The 21201-nt window shown below is 64.7% G+C and carries 20 protein-coding genes; 11 read left to right on the plus strand and 9 right to left on the minus strand.

The annotated features are described in order from the left end of the window. Positions 1 to 3: 3 nt before the first annotated feature. Both VMF11_10640 and VMF11_10645 read left to right on the plus strand, forming a co-directional pair. Positions 4 to 1443: a HAMP domain-containing sensor histidine kinase gene (locus VMF11_10640; GenBank protein HTU70761.1), complete on the plus strand. Its 1440-nt coding sequence runs from the start codon at positions 4 to 6 to the stop codon at positions 1441 to 1443. Between the two features lie 49 nt (positions 1444 to 1492). Next, positions 1493 to 4903, plus strand: a complete 3411-nt coding sequence (locus tag VMF11_10645; protein HTU70762.1) for a TonB-dependent receptor — start codon at positions 1493 to 1495, stop codon at positions 4901 to 4903. Here the strand turns inward: VMF11_10645 and VMF11_10650 are convergent. After that, on the minus strand, positions 4900 to 5415 hold the full coding sequence (locus tag VMF11_10650) for a DNA-3-methyladenine glycosylase I (protein HTU70763.1): 516 nt from the start codon (positions 5413 to 5415) through the stop codon (positions 4900 to 4902). The genes VMF11_10645 and VMF11_10650 overlap by 4 nt on opposite strands. A 5-nt stretch (positions 5416 to 5420) precedes the next feature. Continuing rightward, positions 5421 to 6599, minus strand: a complete 1179-nt coding sequence (locus tag VMF11_10655) for a M20 family metallopeptidase (protein HTU70764.1) — start codon at positions 6597 to 6599, stop codon at positions 5421 to 5423. Between the two features lie 100 nt (positions 6600 to 6699). Here VMF11_10655 and VMF11_10660 point away from each other — a divergent pair, with 100 nt between their 5' ends. Continuing rightward, positions 6700 to 7119: an Mpo1-like protein gene (locus VMF11_10660; GenBank protein ID HTU70765.1), complete on the plus strand. Its 420-nt coding sequence runs from the start codon at positions 6700 to 6702 to the stop codon at positions 7117 to 7119. A 22-nt stretch (positions 7120 to 7141) separates the two neighbouring features. Further along, complete coding sequence (locus VMF11_10665; protein ID HTU70766.1) at positions 7142 to 7465, plus strand: zinc-ribbon domain containing protein; 324 nt, start codon at positions 7142 to 7144, stop codon at positions 7463 to 7465. A 74-nt stretch (positions 7466 to 7539) separates the two neighbouring features. On the opposite strand, the gene VMF11_10670 is transcribed toward VMF11_10665, so the two are convergent. Together VMF11_10670 and VMF11_10675 are read right to left on the minus strand one after the other, a co-directional pair. Then, entirely contained in the window at positions 7540 to 8988 is a 1449-nt protein-coding gene (locus VMF11_10670) for a sodium:solute symporter family protein (GenBank protein ID HTU70767.1), read from the minus strand. Further along, positions 8985 to 9173: a DUF3311 domain-containing protein gene (locus VMF11_10675; protein ID HTU70768.1), complete on the minus strand. Its 189-nt coding sequence runs from the start codon at positions 9171 to 9173 to the stop codon at positions 8985 to 8987. Before VMF11_10675 ends, VMF11_10670 begins: the two co-directional genes overlap by 4 nt. 50 nt (positions 9174 to 9223) lie before the next feature. Between VMF11_10675 and VMF11_10680 the strand changes: the two genes are divergently transcribed. Further along, positions 9224 to 11491: a bifunctional salicylyl-CoA 5-hydroxylase/oxidoreductase gene (locus VMF11_10680; protein ID HTU70769.1), complete on the plus strand. Its 2268-nt coding sequence runs from the start codon at positions 9224 to 9226 to the stop codon at positions 11489 to 11491. Further along, positions 11481 to 12233, plus strand: a complete 753-nt coding sequence (locus tag VMF11_10685) for an SDR family oxidoreductase (GenBank protein ID HTU70770.1) — start codon at positions 11481 to 11483, stop codon at positions 12231 to 12233. The genes VMF11_10680 and VMF11_10685 overlap by 11 nt, the downstream gene beginning before the upstream one ends. A gap of 23 nt (positions 12234 to 12256) precedes the next feature. Here VMF11_10685 and VMF11_10690 read toward each other — a convergent pair whose 3' ends face one another. After that, a complete protein-coding gene (locus VMF11_10690; GenBank protein ID HTU70771.1) occupies positions 12257 to 13777 on the minus strand; it encodes a glycosyltransferase family 39 protein in 1521 nt (506 codons plus the stop codon). On the opposite strand from VMF11_10690, the gene VMF11_10695 reads away from it, so the two are divergent. From VMF11_10695 to VMF11_10710, 4 genes are read left to right on the plus strand one after another with little or no spacing between them, the layout of a single operon-like run. Beyond that, positions 13767 to 14624 carry an enoyl-CoA hydratase family protein gene (locus VMF11_10695; protein ID HTU70772.1) on the plus strand — a complete coding sequence of 286 codons (858 nt, stop codon included), beginning with the start codon at positions 13767 to 13769 and terminating at the stop codon, positions 14622 to 14624. The genes VMF11_10690 and VMF11_10695 overlap by 11 nt on opposite strands. A 7-nt stretch (positions 14625 to 14631) precedes the next feature. Continuing rightward, positions 14632 to 15762 carry an acyl-CoA dehydrogenase family protein gene (locus VMF11_10700; protein HTU70773.1) on the plus strand — a complete coding sequence of 377 codons (1131 nt, stop codon included), beginning with the start codon at positions 14632 to 14634 and terminating at the stop codon, positions 15760 to 15762. 1 nt (position 15763) lies between these two features. Beyond that, positions 15764 to 17386: an AMP-binding protein gene (locus tag VMF11_10705; GenBank protein HTU70774.1), complete on the plus strand. Its 1623-nt coding sequence runs from the start codon at positions 15764 to 15766 to the stop codon at positions 17384 to 17386. Then, a complete protein-coding gene (locus VMF11_10710) occupies positions 17370 to 18080 on the plus strand; it encodes a M23 family metallopeptidase (protein ID HTU70775.1) in 711 nt (236 codons plus the stop codon). The genes VMF11_10705 and VMF11_10710 overlap by 17 nt, the downstream gene beginning before the upstream one ends. Here the strand turns inward: VMF11_10710 and VMF11_10715 are convergent. Together VMF11_10715 and VMF11_10720 are read right to left on the minus strand one after the other, a co-directional pair. Beyond that, complete coding sequence (locus tag VMF11_10715; protein ID HTU70776.1) at positions 18072 to 18470, minus strand: RidA family protein; 399 nt, start codon at positions 18468 to 18470, stop codon at positions 18072 to 18074. The genes VMF11_10710 and VMF11_10715 overlap by 9 nt on opposite strands. After that, positions 18451 to 19362, minus strand: a complete 912-nt coding sequence (locus VMF11_10720; protein HTU70777.1) for a DMT family transporter — start codon at positions 19360 to 19362, stop codon at positions 18451 to 18453. The genes VMF11_10715 and VMF11_10720 overlap by 20 nt, the downstream gene beginning before the upstream one ends. 25 nt (positions 19363 to 19387) lie before the next feature. Here VMF11_10720 and VMF11_10725 point away from each other — a divergent pair, with 25 nt between their 5' ends. Continuing rightward, on the plus strand, positions 19388 to 20170 hold the full coding sequence (locus tag VMF11_10725; GenBank protein ID HTU70778.1) for an alpha/beta hydrolase: 783 nt from the start codon (positions 19388 to 19390) through the stop codon (positions 20168 to 20170). Here VMF11_10725 and VMF11_10730 read toward each other — a convergent pair. Together VMF11_10730 and VMF11_10735 are read right to left on the minus strand one after the other, a co-directional pair. Next, positions 20164 to 20796, minus strand: coding sequence for a hypothetical protein (locus VMF11_10730; GenBank protein ID HTU70779.1), 633 nt, complete (start codon positions 20794 to 20796; stop codon positions 20164 to 20166). The two genes, VMF11_10725 and VMF11_10730, sit on opposite strands and share 7 nt — an antisense overlap. Further along, on the minus strand, positions 20796 to 21191 hold the full coding sequence (locus tag VMF11_10735) for a hypothetical protein (GenBank protein ID HTU70780.1): 396 nt from the start codon (positions 21189 to 21191) through the stop codon (positions 20796 to 20798). The genes VMF11_10730 and VMF11_10735 overlap by 1 nt, the downstream gene beginning before the upstream one ends. Positions 21192 to 21201 lie beyond the last annotated feature (10 nt).

Below are 21201 nucleotides of genomic sequence, written 5' to 3' on the forward strand. Positions count from 1 at the left end.
CACATGAAGCTTTCGATCGCGTCGCGCCTCTCGTTGATGTACGCGGTTCTGCTGGGTATTACCGTGGCGGTCGTGATCATCGCCTCGAGCATCGCGCTGGTCCTCGAGCTCGACAGCTTCAGTCACAACATCGTCTTGGCCAAGCACGAAGAGGCGCGCGTGCTGGTCGACCAATATCAGGCCGACGGCGTTCCGCTTGCAAAGGCCGCGCCGCAGGTCGCGAACGCGCTCAGCGGTATGGGGCTGAGCGTCGCGGTCTTCGACGCGCGCGGCAAGTTCCTCGGCGGCGATAAGAACGTCCATCCGCGCGTGCTGGGCCGCTTGATCACGGCGCGCATTCATGGCGGCGCTTTTTTGTTCGGAAGGGGCCCCGGATCCTCGCCGCCGCCGCGGCAGCCGCGCGGTACGTTCTACATTCGCACCGGCGGGCCGGGGCCGAGCGCTTTGCCGCCGCCGATGCCGTTCAACGTCGCCTTCGTCGACGGCGGTTTCGTAGCGTTCGAGGCGTCGCTGCCGCTGCTGCTCGTCTCACTGATTCCGTATTGGCGGGTGGTCGTCATTGTCGCGATCGTCGCGATGGTTCTCTCGTGGCTGATCGGCCGCGTGTTCGCGAATCAGGCATTGCGGCCGATCAACGATCTGACCGCATCGCTCAACGCGCTCGCCGGCGGCGATTTCACGCAGCGGCGCTTCGTTGCGCCCGGCGGCGACGAGATCGGCACCCTGACGCAGGCCTACAACGACGCGGCGGCGAGCGTCGCAAGCGCGATGAACGAGCGCCGCGAAACCGAGGAGCGCATGCGGCAGTTTGTGGCCGACGCGGGTCACGAGCTGCGCACGCCGCTCACGGTGATCGGCGGGTACATCGACGTGCTGCGGCGCGGTGCGCTTGCGGAACCGACGATCGCCCGGCAGATTCTGGGAACGATGTCGCTCGAGAAAGAGCACATGCGCAGCTTGATCGATCGGCTGATGCGGCTGGCCCGCCTCGACGCCGAAACGCCGCCCCGCGCGGAGCCGATCGATCTTGCAGAACTGCTGCGCAATCAATGTGACGCGGCACGGCGGCTGGATGAGACGCGGGAGATCGACTACAGCGTGGACGGCGCCGAGACGGTGGTCGGCGATCGCACCGAGCTCGGCGAAGCGCTTTGGAACGTGGTCGAGAACGCGCTCAAGTACGCGCCGGACGCGCCGATCCATTTGCGCGCGGTCAAGGTGAACGGGAACACGACGATCACGGTGCGCGACGAAGGGCCGGGCATGACCGAATCCGAGCGGCTCCATGCATTCGAGCGATTTTATCGCGGCGACCAGCGGGGAGAGATTGCCGGGAGTGGATTGGGCCTGGCGATTGCCAAGCGCGCGGTCGAACGTGCCGGCGGCTCGATCGATATCGAGAGCGCGCCCGCGCGGGGTACGACCGTGAAGATTACCTTATAGTCCCTCAGGCTATCTCAAGCAAGCACCAATTAGAATCATCTCCGACCTTATGAAGCGCTTTCTCGCGGCCATCCTTGCCGCTGCACTCGCCCTTTTCGCCGCGCCGGCGAACGTGCAGGCCCAGCAGGAGGATACCGGCACGATTCGCATCGTCGTGCAGGACCAGGCTTCGAAGAGCGCGCTCGAGTCGGCCCGTGTCGTGCTCGACGGCCCGGTGGTGACCAGCGCGTTCACCGACAAGAGGGGCGAGGTGCTCTTCACCGAGGTTCCCGACGGCATCTATCGCGCGCGTGTTCTGCGCCGCGATTACCAAGCGATCACCTCGAAGCCTTTTGAGATCATCAACGGCAATAACGTGACGGTCAGCGTGACGATGGCGCTCTCGACACAGCTCAAAGTCATCGGGACCGTGGTCGCGACGTCGACGGCGACCGTTTCCAGCTCGTCGATCGGCCCGGACTCGGCGGTTCGGCGGCTCTCCTCGGATCTCGCCGACGCGATGGGCAAGCTTTCCGGCGTCACCATCCAGACGAGCAGCGACGACTCCGATGCCGAGCAGACGATTTCGCTGGAAGGGCACGACGCGACGCAGACGCAGCTCACGCTCGACGGCATTCCGCTCAATGCGCCGGGTACGGCAGGCAACATGGGCATGTTTGCGAGCGACCTCTTCATGGGCGCGAGCGTACGAATGGGTCCCCAGATCGGCGGACTCGGCGGCGGCGTCAACTTCTCGACGCTCGAGCCGACGTTGAGCTGGGAATCCTACTACTCGATGGCGACGGGGACGCTCGGACGCCATAACGAGAGCTTCGCCGAAACGGGAACCGACGGCAAGCTCGGCATCGCCGTGATGGGTGTCAACCGGCTCTATCCGAGCTGGCTCGACGGCATGCTCTACACCGACGCGAGCGGTCTGGACTACGTCCACAACGGCGACCGGAATATCAACGGCGAGTTCGTCAAGTTGCGCTACGATCTGAGTGATTCGCAGACGCTCAGCGCGATGTTCCTCGGATCGGTCAGTAACGCCAATGTCGTCTGCGCGCGCATTCAGTACGACGGTACCCCTTGCGGCTATGGCCCGAACAATTACTCGGCGAACAGCGTCGGCCTCTCGTCGATAACCGACGATCTGCTGCTGGGCGGCACGTCGATCCAGGCCTCGCTCTACTCGATCGGTTCTACCTCGCTCAGCAACGAACTCAACCGCTACGTGAACGGCGTGCCCGCGCCGATCGGTTCGTCGGGACTGAATTCGACGCACGGCTTTACGCTGAGCGCGCTGCTGCCGGCAGCGCAGCGCCACACCCTCTCCGTCACCGCTTACGGCAGCTGGAGTTCACAACGAGAGTTTCCGCTCAATAACGTCGCAATACCGTACTACACCAACAACCAGCATAACCAGTACATGGCCGCGCAGCTCAGCGACTCGATACATTCGAACTCGCACCTGACGCTCAACGAATCGATCGGGGTCAGCTCGTCGACGGGTGGTTATGCCGGCACGCTGGCGAGCCTCGGCGTGAGCTGGCATCCCGATCGTCTCGACACGTATCAGGCAACCTACGCGATCAGCGGTTCGGCGGCCGCACCTTCGCGTTCGACGGTTCTCACCGATCCCGATGCCTTGCGCTTCACCTGCGACGGCGATGACAGTTTCGCATACGGCAGCGCGCCCGGCGCCGGGCCCGAGCCGAGTTCGTCGACGTCGGCGCGCATCTCGTGGCTGCACCAGTTCACCGGCGGCTCCGCGATCGTGCAGCTCTACCGTCAGGTGCAGAACGACGTCCTGCTCGGAACGCCCGTCAACGGGTCGGTGCTCCTTGCGAACGGCACGCTGACGCCGTCGTATATCGCGGCCGTGCAATCGGTCTTCCAGAGCAACGCCGGCTGCGGCGCCGCCACGCCGTTCTCGCCGGCCAATCTCTATTTCAATACGCCGATCGCCGGTACCGAAGGCCTGTATCAGGGCGGTTCGATCACCGGATTTGCAACGATCGGGAATCTCGTCGTGGAGCCTTTTTGGGACACGACGGTACGGCAGGTGATCTCGAGCTCGCCGCTGATCGTCAACCCGTACTCGTACATCGTTTCAGGGCAGCAATATCCGAACACACCGCTGCAGCGCGCGGGCCTCATTTTCGACTACAAGGCGAAGCGCTCTGCCCTCGAGTGGTATGCCGACGCCGAGTACACCGGCCGCAATAACGGGAACAACCTGCCGGCGTACATCCAGTTCGACGGCGCGGTGAACGTGCTTTTTGCCAAGGGCTCGCTCACTGCCGCGGTCTCGAACATCTTCAACACGGATGCCGGCATCTTCTCGAGCATCCAAAACATGGTTCCGTATTCCACGCAAAACGGCTTGATCGTTCCGACGATCGCGCGCCCGCTCACGCCGCGCAGCTATTCCGTGACGTATTCGCTCAAGTTCGGACCGGGTGCGCTGGGCAATACCCACATCGCGCAGATGATCCCGCAACCGCGCGGAGGCGGCCGCTATGGCGGCGGCGGTTTCCGCGGCGCGGCGCCGTTGCCCAGCACCGCACCCGCCGATCCGCTGGCCGTTTCCGACAACGGTGAACGGTGTCCGGCCGATGCGCACGCGATCGCGTTGACGATCTCGGCCGGGTTGAAAGCCTACATCGCGCAGATAGAAGCGGCGAAGACCTCCGCCGGCTATCCGGCGACGATGCCGGCGCCGCAGATACCCGACGTGACCGTTACCTATCACGGTCTTGGCGCGGCCTATGCACTTACGATCGTGCCGCATTTCGAGAACCAGAACGGCGCCGCCGTCGAGCTCGCGTCGGCCGAACTGCAGAACGCGAATGCGCGGGCGGCAGCCCAGACAACGACGCGCGGGCCGCGCGGCGGCGGCATGTTCCGCGTGTTCTTTGGGTGCATCACGCTGCACATCGCGCAGCCCGACGAGGTGACGGCGCGTCACCTCTACGCCCCGAGTCACGGCATCTTCGGTGCTCCGGAGATCACGTACATGCCTGCCGTCGGGCTCTACATCGTGGGTCGCGCGCAGCAAGCGGGTCAGGAGAGCTTCCGCGTCTACCAACTGCCCACCACGCCGCCGAAGAACCCGTGGGAGATTCGCACCGCGCCTGAGTGCACGGCCGATCTGAAGAATACGGCAACCGAAGCCGTGGGCGAGCTGCGCGCGTACTTCACGAACGGGACCAAGCCGTCGCTCTGGACGATCACGCCGCACACCGCCAAGAACGGCACCTGGTACGCGCTCGATCCCGGCGATCCGGCGATCATTGCCTCGCTGCTCTTCTGCGGGCGAGTCGCGGCGGCAACGCCGGAACAGATCGTTCCTAAAGGTTGGGACGGCGTGATGGCGCCGCAATTGAATTACAACGCGGCCTACGGACTCTACCTCGTGCGTCCGCAGCCGCGGCAGCCGAATCCGGGCGAGAGCCCGCGGCCGGGGCCGCCCTAGCGCTCGCGCGCTGTACCGTCTTTGCGCGCGCGTGCGACCATTTCGCGCATGCGCGGATGCTCGCCCGGAATCGTTTTCACCCAGGTCTCGAAACGCGGCACGGGCTCGCCGCAGCGAAAGAGCACGTACCATACGTTCATGTCGCCCAGGAACGCGAAACGGCGCTTCATGTCTCGAGCGAGCGCCGGATAGGACGAAAACGAAGCGACGTACGCGTGAAAGCTTCCGAACTCGCGTTCGATCGCGATCAACGCTTGCGCGTTGGCGATCGTGGCGGCGACCTTACGCGGCACGCGGAGAATACCGGGATACGCCAAGACGCGCTCGACATCGAGTGCGTCGAACGCGGCGACGCGCTGCAAATCGAACTGCGCGAATGCTGCGCGGTACGCATCCCATGCTTTCGCGATCTGTGCCCAACTCACGCCCGCCTGAAAGACCGCGCGCGTGATGATCTCCAGTACTTGGTCGGGCGAGGGATGCTCGAGGACCTCCGGAATGACCGCGCTCACGCAGCTTACGGCGCGTTGCGCGGCGCGTCCAGGGCGAGCGCGGTCATCATCGCAACGCCGTTCGGCAACGCGCCCTCGTCGATGTCGAAGAGGCTGGAGTGATGCGGATGGCTGGTCTCGACGCCGCCGCTGCAGCCGAGCGTGTAAAAACACGCCGGCACGCGCTGGGCGAAAAACGAAAAATCCTCCGCGCCCATCAAAGCCGTCGCATCGACTACCGACCGCTCGCCGAGCGTGCTTACCGCCAGTGCACGGGCGTACTGAGTCTGCGTGGGATCGTTTGCCGTAACCGGATAACGCCAGATGTAGTCGTACGAATAGTTTGCGCGGGATGCATCGCAGCAAGCGCGTAAGACGCGTTCGATGCGTTCGGGCATGGCCGCTCGCACTTCGTCGGAGAACGCGCGAACCGTTCCGAGCATGGTGCACGTGCGCGGAATGACGTTGTGCGTGGTTCCGGCGTGGATCGCGCCGATCGTGACGACCGCGGGCTCGAGCGGGTCGATCTGCCGAGACACGACCTGCTGGACACTGGTCACAAAGCTTGCCGCCGTAAAGATCGGATCGACCGTATCCTGTGGTGCCGATCCGTGTCCGCCGACTCCAAGCACCTCGATCTCGATCGAGTCGCTCGATGCATACATCGGACCCTCGCGAAAGCCGAGTACGCCGCTCGAATACTTGCTCGAGAGATGGAGTCCGTACGCTCGCTCGATTCCAAAGCGCTCGATCAGTCCGTCGTCGAGCATTTTTTTGGCTCCGCCGAGGCCCTCTTCGGCCGGCTGAAAGACGAGCGCAATCGTGCCGGCGATTTCGTCGCGCCGGTCGGCGAGCAGCGCCGCGGCGCCAAGCAGAATCGCGACGTGTCCGTCATGACCGCACGCGTGCATCGTGCCGTCGGCCTGCGAACGATACGCGTGCCCGCGCTCCTCGAGAATGGGGAGCGCGTCCATATCGGCGCGCAGCATGATCGTGCGTCCCGCTCGCGTGCCTTTGAGCACGCCAACGACACCGGTGACGCCGATCCCTTCGTGCACTTCGTACCCGAATGCGCGCAATCGGTCGGCAATGATGCCGGCGGTGCGGTGCTCGTGAAAGCCCAGTTCCGGATGCATGTGCAGATCGCGCCGGATCAAGACGACGTCGTCGGCGAGGCGTTCGGGTACGGTAATCGTCGCTGGCATGCCGCACGCTTCTGCGGTCGTCTCGCGGAGCCCCGTTCGGCAGGGACTTCGGTTGCAGGGGTCGGAGAACCCGGCACGCGCCAATGGGGAATCTACGTCAATGACCAAGGCGGAACTCTTTAGCGAGTATGCCTCGTATCACACGGATCGCCGGAACCGCGCTTGCCACGCGGTCGGCATTCCGTTGATCTTGCTCGGTACGATGGGCGTTCTACATCTGGTCGCTCTCGGGCCGATCGATCTCGCGATTCTGGCCGGCGTGGCGACTCTCGTGTACTACGCTTCAATCGATCCTCGGGGTGCGCTGATCTCCACGGTGCTCTTCGCGATCTTGTACTTGATCGCGGTCCGGTTGCCGTGGCAGGTTGACGTCGCAGCGCTCGTTCTCGGCTGGATTCTCCAGCTCGTCGGCCACCGGTTTGAGGGAACCAAGCCGAAGTTCTTGGAGAATTTGGTCTACCTGTTGATCGGGCCGCTGTACTTTTTCGAAGAGATCTTCGATTCCGTTCTCGGAACATGAGGCTTCAAGGAGTTACTCGTTCGTGTACGTCGATGAAATGTTGAATTGCGTGGATTGCGGTGGCCAGTTCGTCTTCAGCGCCGGGGAGCAGCGCTTTTACGAGCAGAAGGGCTTTCAGAACAAGCCGAACCGGTGTCCCGACTGCCGGTCGGCGCGCAAGGCGATGCGCTCGCAAAATGCGGGCGGAGGAGGGGGAGCCGATCGCGCGCCGCGGCCGCGCGAGATGTTCCAAGCCACCTGCAGCAACTGCGGCGGTGTGGCCGAGGTGCCCTTCAATCCGCGCGGAGACAAGCCCGTCTATTGCCGCGACTGCTTTCAATCGCGCCCGTCCGCGCAGCGCTACTGAGCGCGGCGTTTCCTTGGCGTTTCCTTAGGGGAGGGACTGCTTGCCGGTGGACTCCCGGTCGACCGGTCGCTGTGCTAGAGCGGCGCCGGTTCGGGCGCCGGCGTCCGAGCGGGTAGCAACAGCGAGACGCCGACCAGCACGATCACGTTGGCGACGAGGCCGACGAAGCCGGCGTTGATCCCGAACGGCGCGATGCCCTGGGCCGCGAGCGTGCAGGCGAGGACGATTCCCACGACGATCCCGGCGGTAACGCCGGCGGTCGTCGTCCGTTTCCAGTAACACCCGAACGCGTAAGCCGGCATGAACTGCGAGATGCCGTTGTAGGTGAGCAGCAGCAGATCGACCAGCGTCGTGCGGTAGGCGAGCCACAGGCCGAGCGCGAGAAGTCCCATCACCACCACCATCAGGCGCGTGAGGCGCAGGCGTCCCTCGTCCTCGCGACCGATGCCGAAGAGATCGCTGCCGATGTTTTTCGACACGACGCTCGCGGTGCTGAGCAGCAGCGCGGTCGAGGGCACGAGCGCGCACAGCGCTCCGGCGCCTGCAACGAAGCCGAGCACCCACGGCGGGTAGTAGCGCGTGATGACCGCGAGGAACGACTGATCGGCGGCCGGTCCTTTCAGACCCGGCACGATCAGCAGCGCCGAGAATCCGGCGAAGAAGATCAACAGCATCACCAGCTGATAGATCGGCAAGAACATCGCGTTGCGGCGCAGCACGTTTTCGTCCTTGGCGGAGAAAATGGCAGCGATCGATTGCGGCCCGGAAAAGAATCCGAGCCCAGTCAACAGCACGGTCGAGACGTACCAAAGCGAACCCTTCGGTGCGCTCAGAGCGCCGAGGACCAGGCGTTCCGGATGCGCGCGCAGGACCTGATCGAACAATGCCGCGGGCGATCCGAAAAACTGGAGCGGAATCGCGATGCCGACGAAGATCAACGCGCCGATGACCAACGTGTCCTTGAGAATGCTGGCCCAGGCCGTGCCGCGCAAGCCGGTGACGAAGACGAAGGCGATGATGAGCACGAAGGCGGCGACGGCGCCCACGACCGGGTCGATCGCGCCGTGGCCGGCGACGGTCAAAAAGATCTGCAGTGCGGAGAGCTGGAGGGTCACGTACGGGATCAGCGCGACGACCGCGATGATCGAAACCAGCGTCGTGAGCAAGCGGCTGTTGTAGCGCGTCTGGATCAAGTCGGGAAGGGTCAGGAGATTGTGTTCCTTTCCCAGGCGCCAGATCCACGGGAAGAGGAAATAATAGAAGATGTAGCCGCACGTGCCGTACGCCATGATGTAAAACGCGGGCGCACCGAACGTGTACGTCCAACCTGCGGCGCCCAGGAAGGTGAAGCTGGTGTAGATCTCTCCGGCCAGCAAGACCCACAGAAAAACCGTTCCGAAGCCGCGCCCGCCGACGATATAATCTTGCGGCGACATCGAGATCCAACGCACGCTCACCAGCGCAAAGATGACCGTGCCGATGACGATGACGGCGATGATGCCGAGCGCGATCGTTGCGTTCACCAGTGACCCTCGATGCGTCCGACCCACCACATGAAGATCGGAGTCACGATCACCCAGAACGCGATCCAGGCGAGGAGAAACGGCAAGCCGAGGATCCGCGGCTCGACGCGATTGACGAACGGCACCGCGACGGAAAGCGCGCCGAAGGGAATGGCCGCAAGCAGGAAGCGAAACCGTCGCTGCATCTATCACACAGCTTTATGACGGCCGCGAGTGCATTCCTGGAATCCGTACGATGAGAATCGTCTTCGTCGGGGGCGGCCCAGCCGGTTTGTACGCGGCGATCCTCGCAAAGCAGCGATTCCCCGACTGGCCGTTGACCGTACTCGAGCGTAACGCGCGCAATGACACCTTCGGATGGGGTGTCGTGTTTTCGGACGCGACGCTGGAGAATTTGCAGGCCGCCGACGCGTCGACCTACGCGTCGATCACGCAGGCATTCTATCATTGGGACGATATCGAGATCCATCGCGAGGGTGAAGCCGTCACCTCGGGCGGACACGGGTTTTCGGGCATCGCGCGCAAGCGGCTGCTGCAAATCCTGGCCGATCGCGCCGTCGAATTGGGCGTGGACGTGCGATTTCGAACCGACGTCGACGACGTCGCGGCGCTGCGTGCGTCGTACGATCTCGTCGTGGGGAGCGATGGCGTCAATAGCCGCGTTCGAGCGGCATTTTCGGAGGCGTTCGAGCCCGATCTCGATCGCCGCCGCTGCCGCTACGTGTGGTTGGGGACGACGCTCCCGCTCGATGCGTTCACGTTTCTCTTCGAGCGCACGCAGCACGGCTGGTTTACCGTCCATGCCTATCGCTTTGACGAGCGAACCAGCACGTTTATCGTCGAAACCCGTGAAGAGACGTGGCTCGCGCACGAACTCGATCGCGCCGACACGGCGCAAACGCTTGCATTCTGCGAGCAGCTCTTCGCCAAATACTTGCGCGGCCATCGGCTGATGGCGAACAGCGCGCACCTGCGGGGACGCGATTGGATCAATTTCGTGCGGGTCAGCAACCGCCGTTGGGTGCACGAAAACGTGGTGCTGCTCGGTGACGCCGCGCATACGGCGCATTTCTCGGTCGGTTCGGGAACCAAGCTTGCGCTTGAGGACGCCATCGGATGGGCCGACGCGCTGGCCTCGCCGCTCGGACTGGGCGCGGCGCTCGAGCGCTACGAAGCGGAGCGGAAGATCGAGGTCCTCAAGCTGCAGAACGCGGCACGAAACTCGACCGAATGGTTCGAGAACGTCGCGCGTTACGCGTCGTTGCCGGTGCCGCAATTCGCTTACAGCTTGCTTACGCGCAGTCAGCGGATCGGTCACGAAAACCTCCGGCTGCGCGATACAGGGTATGTCGAGCGGATCGAGTCTTGGCTCGGAGCGGGGACTCCGGCCCCGCCGATGTTCAATCCGTTCCGTTTGCGCGAAATGACGTTGCGCAACCGCGTTGTCGTATCGCCCATGGATATGTACAGCGCGGTCGACGGTCTTCCCAACGACTTTCACCTCGTGCATCTCGGTGCGCGCGCGCTGGGCGGCGCCGGTTTGGTGTTCACCGAGATGGCCTGCGTCTCGCGCGAGGGCCGCATCTCGCCCGGCTGCTGCGGGATGTACCTGCCGGAACACCTCGCAGCGTGGCGGCGGATCGTCGGCTTCGTGCACGAGTTCAGCGGCGCCAAGATCGCGCTGCAGCTCGGGCACAGCGGGCCGAAGGGCTCGACCAAACTGATGTGGGAAGGCATGGACGAGCCGCTCGAGGCGGAGAACTGGGCGGTGGTCGGCCCTTCCGCGCTGCCCTATTCGTCACGTCATCAGACGCCCGCCGAGCTCGATCGCGCGCAGATGGATACGATCCGGCGTCAATTCGAGGCCGCGACACGAATGGGAATCGAAGCCGGCTTCGATTTGCTCGAACTGCACTGCGCGCATGGCTATCTGCTCTCGAGTTTCATCACGCCGCTGCGCAACCGCCGGAGCGACGAATACGGCGGTTCGCTCCCGAACCGGCTGCGCTATCCGCTCGAGGTCTTTGCAGCGATGCGTGCGATCTGGCCGGCGCAGCGCCCGATGTCGGTGCGCATTTCCGCGACCGACTGGATGGATGGCGGGATCACCGGCGACGACGCGGTCCAGATCGCGCGCGCCTTTGCCGCGGCCGGTGCGGATCTGATCGACGTGTCGACCGGGCAGACCGACCCGCGCGCAGCTCCGGTCTACGGCCGGCTCTTCCAGACCCCCTACGCCGATCGCATTCGCAATGAAGCCGGCATCGCGACCATGGCGGTCGGCAACGTGACCGACGCGGATCAGGTCAACGCGATCGTGGCCGCCGGCCGTGCCGATCTGGTTGCGCTCGGACGGCCGCACCTCGCCGATCCGGCCTGGACCCTGCACGCCGCGGCGCAACTCGGTTACGAAGGCGATCTTTGGCCGGTCCAATATCTCCCGGGGAAAGCCCAGCTCGAACGCCTGCTCGCGCGCCAGCAAGGAGCCACGCATGTCGTCTGATTACACAGCCATTCTCACCGGCAAACACGCGCTGGTGACCGGCGGTGCGCGCGGAATCGGCGAGGGCATCGCGCGCGCGCTGGCGCGCCACGGCGCGCGGGTGAGCGTGGTGAGCCGTCAGCCCGCGGCGGTCGATGCCGATTTTACGACGGCGCAAGCCGACGTTCGCGATGAAGAGCAGGTACGGCGTGCGTTCGCGATCTGCCGCAAGGCTAACGGGCCGGTCGAGATTCTGGTCAACAACTCCGGCATCGCCGACTCCGCGCCGCTGATTCGTACGTCGCTTGCACTTTTCGAGCGCGTCGTGGGAACCAACCTCACCGGCACCTTCCTGTGCAGTCGCGAAGCTTCCCAGGATATGCTGATCGCGAAGTGGGGCCGCATTCTCAACATCGCAAGCATCGCCGGTTTGCACGGCGCGCCCTATATTTCCGCGTACTGCGCCAGCAAACACGGCGTGGTCGGTTTCACGCGCGCGATCGCGGCCGAATTCGGCGGTACGGGCGTCACGGCTAACGCGATCTGCCCCGGGTACACCGAAACCGATATGATGCGGTTGGCGATCGAAAAGATCGTCACGCACACCGGCGCCAGCGAGGATTCGGCGCGCTCCACGCTTGCTCAGATGAATCCCGAGGGCCGCATCGCGACCGTCGGCGATGTTGCGCAAGCGGCGCTCGAGCTGATCTGCGGTGAAAAGAACGGCGTCTCGCTGATCGTTCCCGGAGGGGAAGAGGCGTAACACGCTCATGGTGAGCGCGTTCGTCATGCGCCGTACCAGCGCAGGTGCGGCCAGATTCGGTCGAGCAGCATCGTCGGTCCGGTGCAGAGATAGATCGGCGAGGGTCCCTCAACCACCCACTTGAGCGGTTCGTTCGAGGTGCGGACGAGCCGGCACGATGTGTAGAACTGCTTCAACAGTTCGAACCGGGTGGCGCCGATCGCGATCATCGGGTTGCCGCTGTACCCGTGTGTGCCCCAGAGCCAGTAGGTGTTCTGGCTGCCGATGACGGGTGGCAATCCGTATGCCGGGCCGAAGAGATCGATCGCGCCGGCGTCCGCGTAGGTGTCGGCGTAAATCGCGGTTGCGGCGCGCGTTGCCGGCGGAAGCGCGTCGTACACCGACGCGACGTCGCGCGCAAGACGATCCCAACCGAACTCTTCGGCGTAGACCGGTTGGATGAGCCGCGGCGGTGTTCCGGTGAGCCCGAGCGCATGCGAATACGCGATGAATCCGTCGACCGGCAATACGGGAATCGAGAGCGGCATCGTCGCAATGCCCGTTGCCGCGAGCGCGGCGAGCAATGCGATCCGCAGCCATGCGGCGGCGCGTTCCACCACCACCGCGCCGGTCGCGAGCAGCGCGCCGTAGATCCCGATGACGTAGTAACCCTTGGCTTCCAGCAGCACGGCCGCGATGAACAGCGCGACGTATGCCACCGGCAGGAAGCGTAGCGCCCGCAGGCGCGGCCAGACGAACGGCGCGATCAAGCCGCACAGCCAAACCGGCGCGGCCAGTGGATTGGTATAGACGAGTTGTTCGGTCGCGAAGCTGAGCGCATTTGCGGCGATGTTCTGCGATTCCAAGAGCCAGCCGTTGTTGAAAGCGTGCCGATGCGCAGCATCGCCTTGCAGCACGGCGAGGAACGGCCAGCCGTGCGCCGCTTGCCACCAGAGATTCGGCAGCATCAACGCGACGATGATCGCCGCACAGATCGCAAACCAGGCTGTCGCGAGCGCCCGCCGCTCACGCGTCGCGAGCAAACCGATCAGCAACGCCGCGAGCAGCAGCGCCATCGAGTACTTGCCGTAGAGTCCGAAGGTCGCCGCGCCTGCGAGCGCGAGCCACGTCTTCGGAGCGGTCCCTCGACTGCGCGGGATGACAAGCGCGATGCAGCACCAAATGACGAGCGTCCACGAGAGCGGCTCGAACGAAGTCGTCGTCAGAACGTTGCCGAGCAGCAGATACGCCGGCGTGAGTGCGAGAGCAATGCCCGCGAGCCACTGCGCGAAGCGGCCGCCGCCGAGCTCGCGCGTGATGTGCACTCCAACGTAGACCGTGAGCGCCGCGGCAACGCACGGCAAAACGCGCAACGCGAGCAGGTTATCGTGGAACGGCTGCGCGAGCCATGCAACCACCGCGACGAGCGGCGGTTGATCGACGTAGCCCCACGCGAGATGACGACCGCACGCGATGAAATAGAGTTCGTCGCGAAAATAGCCGTAGCGCCATGCCGTGCCGAGATGCAGCGCGGCGGCGGCGAGCGCGATTGCAATGCCGATCACTCGCTTCCAACCGCCATACGGCAGGAATTATGCGCTCGGTGGGCCGACCCTTGCGGCGATGACCAAGGCTCGCTTCGCCATTGCCGATCGTGTTGCCGTCGTTACGCTCGACCGTCCCGAGCGCAAGAACCCACTTACCTTCGAACTCTACGCGCAATTGCGCGACTGGTTTCGAGCGCTCCCGGACGAACCGTCGATCAAAGCCGTGGTCGTGACCGGAGCGGGCGAGAACTTCTGCTCGGGAGGCGATGTTCACGAGATCATCGGACCGCTCACCGCGCGCCCGCTCGCCGAATTGCTGGAGTTCACGCAAATGACCGGCGATCTGGTCAAAGCGATGCGCGCGGCTCCGCAGCCGATCGTCGCGGCGATCGACGGCGTCTGCGCCGGGGCCGGGGCGGCGCTCGCGATGGCCAGCGACTTACGATACGGCACCGCACGCTCGCAGGTGGCATTTCTCTTCGTCCGTGTGGGACTCGCCGGATGCGACATGGGCGCCTGCGCGATGCTGCCGCGTATCGTCGGCCTCGGTCGCGCGACCGAGCTGCTCTACTCCGGACGCGCGCTCGACGGCGAGGAAGCGCGCGCGTGGGGATTCTACAACGAGCTGGTCTCGCCGGAGGATCTGCTCGCGCGGGCAACGCAGACGGCGCGAGAGCTCGCGCACGGACCAACGCTGGCGCATGCGATGACGAAGCGCATGCTGCGCGACGAGTGGGAAATGCCGCTCGATGCGGCAATCGATGCGGAAGCACGGGCTCAGGCCGCCTTGATGCAATCCGAAGATTTTCGGCGCGCCTATGAAGCGTTCACGCAACGGCGCACGCCGGTCTTCGAAGGAAACTAAGATGCCGATGAACGGGCGTGCGCTAGAATGGCCCTTCTTCGACGACGAGCATCGCGCGTTCGCGGATGCGATCGAAAGCTGGCTCGAGGAGAATCCGGTCTTCGAAGACGAAGCGGCGCCCGATTCGAGCGTGCGCACGTGGGTGCGCGCGCTGGGCGACGCCGGCTGGTTGCGCGCCTGCATCGACCTGGACGTACGGGCGCTTTGCCTGGCGCGTGAACGCCTCGCGTACCGTTCCGCACTCGCCGACTTCGCGTTCGCGATGCAAGGGCTCGGCAGCGGGGCGATTTCGTTGTTCGGCTCGCCGGCGATGCGTTCGCGGTACCTCGACGCCGTCGCCGCCGGGAAATCCATCGCTGCCTTCGCGCTCTCCGAACGCGAGGCAGGCTCGGACGTCGCGGCGATGACCACGCACGCGCGCCGCGACGGCGATCGTTACATCATCAGCGGCGAGAAGACGTGGATATCCAATGCAACGATCGCCGATTTCTTCGTCGTCTTCGCGCGAACGGGCATGGCGGAGAGCGGCGCCAAGGGGATCTCGGCCTTCATCCTCGATGCAGGCATTCCGGGATTCGAGGTGCGCGAACGGATCGAAACGATCTCGCCGCATCCGCTCGGCGTGCTCGCGTTCAACGAGTGCGCGATACCCGTCAATCATCGCCTCGGAGAAGAGGGCGAGGGCTTCGCGATCGCAATGGCGACCCTTGACGTTTTTCGCACGACGGTCGGTGCGGCGGCGCTAGGGTTCGCGCGGCGCGCCTACGACGAGACGCGCGCGCACGCCAAGTCGCGCCAACTCTTCGGTGCGCCGCTGGCCGCGCTTCAACTGACGCAGGCGGCGATCGCCGATATGGCGGTCGACATCGACGCGTCGGCGCTGCTCGTTTACCGTGCGGCGTGGACCAAGGATTGCGGCGCGGAGCGGGTGACGCGGGAGGCCGCAATGGCCAAACTCTATGCCACCGAAGCGGCGGGGCGTATCTGCGATCGCGCCGTGCAGCTGTTCGGCGGGCGCGGCGTCACGCACGGTGAGATCGTCGAACGGCTCTACCGCGACGTGCGAGCGCTGCGCATCTACGAGGGCGCGAGCGAGGTCCAAAAACTCGTCATCGCACGCGCGAGCTTCGAGGGTTAACGTGGAAGGTGCTCACGTCGACCGCTTTGCGGAAGATCATCTGCCCCCACCCGACGCGATGCCGGATCTGCGCTTCGATCTGGCCGGACTACACTATCCGCAGCGCATGAACGCCGTAAGCTATCTTCTCGATCGGCATATCGAGGACGGCCGCGGAGAGCGGCGCTGCATCGTCGCGCCCGGCGCGATCGATTGGTCGTACGGCGACCTCCACCGTGCGGTCAACAAGATCGCAAATGTCCTGGTCCGCGATCTCGGTGTCGTGCCGGGGGCGCGGGTGTTGCTGCGCGCACCGAACTCGCCGATGCTCGCGGCCTGCTGGCTCGCCGTGCTCAAGGCGGGAGCGATCGCGGTCGCGACCATGCCGCTCTATCGGTCGAGCGAGCTGCGGTACATCATCGAGAAAGCGCGCATCGGGCTCGCGCTGTGCGATGCACGCCTCGGCGAAGAATTGAAGAGCGCCTGCGAGCGCAACCCGAGCATCCGTCTGATCTGGTTCAACAGCGACGCGCCCGATGCGGTTGAGGCGTTGATGGACGGCGCGCACGAGGATTTCGAAACCGTGCCGACCGCAGCCGATGAGACCGCGCTGATCGCGTTCACCTCGGGCACGACCGGCGTGCCGAAGGCGGCGATGCACTTTCATCGCGATCTGATCGCGACCTGCGATACGTACGGCAAACACGTGCTGCGGGCACGTCCCGACGACCTCTTCACCGGCAGCCCGCCGCTCGCGTTTACGTATGGACTCGGCGGCCTGCTGCTCTTTCCGCTTTATGCCGGGGCGGCGACGCTGCTGCTCGAGCAGGCCAATCCGGAGCAGCTGCTGCACGCGGTCGGTGAATTCGGCGTAACGACGGTCTTCACCGCGCCGATCGCGTATCGCACGATGTGCCCGATGCTCGAGCGCTTCGACGTCTCCAGCTTGCATACGTGCGTCTCCGCCGGAGAGACGCTGCCGAAGATCGTCTTCGACGAGTGGCTCGAACGCACGAAGGTGCCCATCCTCGACGGAATCGGCAGCACCGAAATGCTGCACATCTTCATCGGGAGCCCGCGCGAGAAGGTGCGTTCGGGTTCGACCGGCCGCGTGGTCGCCGGCTACCTCGCGCAGATTCACGACGACGAGGGCCATCCGTTGCCGATCGGCGAGGTCGGCCGCCTGGCGGTGAAAGGCCCGACCGGCTGCAAGTATCTCGACGACGAGCGTCAGCGCGCGTACGTTCAGAACGGTTGGAATTATCCGGGCGATGCCTACCGCATCGACGAAGACGGATATTTCTACTACGTCGCCCGTACCGACGACATGATCGTTTCGGCCGGATATAACATATCGGGGCCGGAGGTCGAACAGGCCTTACTCGCGCATGCGCACGTGCGCGAGGCGGCGGTGGTGTCCAAGCCCGATCCGGTTCACGGCACGAACATCGTCAAGGCCTACGTCGTCGTCGTGGCTGCCGAGCATCGCCACGCACGTAAGGCGGATGAGTTACGCGAGCACGTCAAAGCCCTGATCGCCCCGTTCAAAGCGCCGCGTGAGATCGAATTCGTCGACGAGTTGCCGCGAACGCACACCGGGAAGGTGCAGCGCTATAAATTGAGGGAACGTGCGTCTTCCGAATAGCCTGACGATCTTGGTGCTGGTTGCGGCGGCGTTTGGTTTTGCCGCGCTCTGGGACCGGACGATCGGCCTGCCGGGATTTTGGATCGCGCTGGCTGCGATCGTCGCGCTGCTGCTTTGGCGAGGTTTCAACGCACAAAGCGCTTCGCAACGCTGGTTGGTGCGGGCCGCCGATCGTCCGGTCGTCTTGCAGCCGCCGTTCCGCGACCGCTGGTGGGTCGCGGCCGGTGGGCCGGATCCGCGTCACAATCATCACCAGTCGGTGAGCGATCAGTACTTTGCTTACGACTTTCTACGCGAGAGCGGTGATTCGTGGGATCAACCGATTCTCGCACCTTGCGACGGCATGGTCGCGCACGTCGAGAACCGTCAGGACGATGCGCCGCCGGCCCAGCGCCGCCGCAACCGCGCGCGTCCGTTTGGGAACTACGTCTCGATCGAAACGCCGCGCGGCTATGTACTCCTCGCGCACTTGCGCAAAGGCTCGATCGGGGTGCGGGTCGGCGAGACCGTTCGCGCGGGCGATGAGATCGGCCGGTGCGGAAATTCAGGCGATACGCGCGGCGCGCACCTGCACGTTCACGCACAAAATCAGCCGAGTCAAGGGATCGATTCCGCGCAAGGCGTGCCGATCGCGTTTCTCGACCGTGGCGCTACCGAACCGATGCTGCTCGAATACCGCGATCGCTTAGGGTAGGTCTTGCAAAACGGCGGTCGCCTCGATTTCCACCTTCGCGCGATCCTCGAGCAGCGTGGCGACCTGGACGAGCGTCATCGCCGGGTAATGCCGGTCGAACAGCTCGCGATAGACCTTGCCAAGCTCGGATGCTGCGGCGAGGTATTCGGTTTTGTCGGTGACGTACCAGGTCAGACGTATGACGTTGCTCGCATCGCCGCCGGCGGCGCGCACGACCGCCAGGACGTTGCGCAGCGCCTGCGCTGCCTGCTCGACGAAGTCATCGGAGGCGAATTCACCGCGCGCAGTCCAGCCGATCTGCCCCGCGATGGCGAGCACGCGGCCCGCTCCAATCATGCCGTTGCTATATCCTCGCGGTGCCGGCCACCCGTCAGGCTGTATTGAGCTCATGCGAGTCCCCTTTTGGTGAAGTACGGCCGATCGTGAGGGCGAAAAACATTCCGCTCAGACAGACGAGCGCGCCGATCACTTCGTACGACGGAAACGAGGCGTGCAGGATCGGAACGCTCAGGATGCCGGTGAGCACCGGCGAGAAAAAGAGCATGATGGACCCCTTCCCGGCGCCTAACTTGTTGATGCCCCAGATCCAAACCGGATAGGTGAGCAGAATTGGGACGAGCGTGGCGTAGAGGATACGCCACCATACGTCCCAGCCGAGCGCGTGCAGGTCGGTATGCACCAGCGCGGGCAGTCCCGCCGGTAGAATGATGAGCATACCGACGAAGATCGTGATCGCCAGCAGTTCGAGCGGCGCATAGCGTGTCATGAGCCGCGAGCCGAGCACGTTGTATCCGGCAAAGACGGCCGCGGAGGCAAGGACCAAACCGTCGCCCACGCGTGCTGCTGCAACCCCTGAAAAGGCGCCCTCGAAGATCGCGACGCCGAGAAGCGCGATGACCGAGCCGATCCAGCGGCCGGGGCGGACGTGTTCGTGGCGCGCCATGGCGACGATCGCCAGCGTGAAGATGGGCGAGGTCGCGCCGAGCAGCGCGGTTGCGAACGGCGTCGTGTTCGCGAGGCCAAAGACCCAGAGGTATTGATAGATGCCGAAGCCGCACGCGCTGCAGAGCAACAGCGTGGGAATATCGCGCCGCCGGATATGGATCCGCCCGCCGCTCACCCACATCAGGACGAACGCGAGCGGCGTCATTGCGAGGAAGCGCAAGAAGGCAAAGGCGAGCGGGTTCATCTGCTCGAGGATCTGTTTGGCGACGATCATGTTGATCGCCCAGGCGAGGACCACGTAGAGCAAAGCACCGTAGATAGGCAGGCGGCGCGACACGATTGGGCGCAAGCTTCGAGCGTCGATGAGCGACTCCATGCTCTTTCTCGAAAACGAATCGGTGCGGCTGTGTTGCGAGCGCCGCGGCAGCGGAGCGCGCCGCGTGCTCTTCGCGCACGGTTGGATCTCCTCGCGGCGCATGTGGTACGAGGTCGTCGACCGGCTCGATCCGGCGCTCTTCACCGTCGATCTCCTCGACTTTCGGGGCTGCGGACGATCCGATCGCCCGCGTGCGCACAACGAGATCGAGAATTACGCGAGCGACCTGCGCACGGCGCTCGCATCGATCGACGCGCCGGTGACACTGGTCGGGCACTCGATGGGCGGACGACTGGCACAGTATCTCGCCGCTGAGCGCCCAGCGAACCTCGAGCGGCTGATCCTGGTGGCGCCCGGCACGGCGAACGGGACCCCTCCGTCGGCGCGTCACCGTGCGCTCACGCTCGAAACGTACGGCTCGCGGCAGCGGATCGAGCGTTTCCAGCGGGCCGCGATGCACCGCGAAGTCGCGAATACGATGATGGAACGAATCGTCGACGACGCGCTCATGGCCTCGTACGATCATTGGATGGGGTGGTACGACCACGGACGAGCGGTCGACTTCAGCGATCGTTTATCCGCGATCACGGTGCCGACTCTGGCGATTGGCGGCACCAACGATCCGCTCGTACCGCCCTCGCGCGTAAAACGCGATGTCGCGGACGCGATCGATGGCGCGCTCTTCGCGTTACTGCACGCAGCCGGGCACAATCTACCGATCGAAGCTCCCGACGATATCGCGCAGGCCGTACGCCGTTTCGGTCAGTGATCCCACCCGGGTACTGCGGATGGCGGACTCTCGACGAGCGGCTGCCAGACGTTTCCCGCCGTTGTCGATCCGCTGTTCGTCGTATATTGAACGGTGATCAGCGTATTCGGCGCGCCCGCGTCGTCGCCGGGACCGCCATCGATCAACGCATCGAAGGAGCCGTCCGCGCCGCCGACGATCGACGCGTATGGCGGCGTGGCAAACGTTCGAAACGCGACCAAACCGGAGCGCGCGGCGAGTTGTGCCCCAGAGGCGGCGCTCACCACACTCGAGATCAGCACGACGGCGCGACCCTCGCTGACCGCGCTATTGTTTTGTAACACGACGGTGCACGCGGTGCCGGGGCACGCACTGGGTGACGGAGCCGCGGCCGGCGTCGCGAAGGTCGTCTGCACGTTGATTTCGCAACCGTTCGCGCCCGCGTAGGCACAGGTTGCGATCGGCGCAGGCGTGACGCCCTGCGCGATTGCGGCTTGCGCCGCATGCTCGGCGGTGACGAAAGCGAGCCGCGATGCATCGAGGGCGCGTTGTCGCAGCGCCGCCTGCGCGAGTGCTGACGCGCCTTGTACGATCGTTTCGCTCAGCACCGCGAGGAACGCGAGCAAGAAGATCGTCCGCAGCAGCATTATTGCGGCGCCGCCCCGTTGTGGGCCGACGGCAACAGCGAACCGGGGAGCGGCGCCGGCGCCGGAATCGTCTGACTAAGCGTTGCCGTCTTTGTGCTGTCGTTTTGACTGCTCGCCGTCAACACGATCGTCACGGAACCGTCGGCCGCTCTCGCGCTGGAAACCGAAAGTTGGGCGGTGAGCGGCGAGCCGCTGGGCATTGGGATGGTGGTTGCAATCGTCGTGCCGGGTACGCTCGCGCCCTGATACTTCATCACGTCGACCGCGATGCGCATCTCGCGGATGACGGTTGCTTCGAGCGCGCTCTGAATCGGATCGGGTCCGAAGCGGTGGCCGACCGCAATCAGTACAGCACCGAGCGCGCCGGCTGCGAGGGCGACGATCGCAACCGCCACGACCACTTCG

This window comes from Candidatus Baltobacteraceae bacterium (genome assembly GCA_035502855.1).
GTDB lineage: Bacteria > Vulcanimicrobiota > Vulcanimicrobiia > Vulcanimicrobiales > Vulcanimicrobiaceae > Aquilonibacter.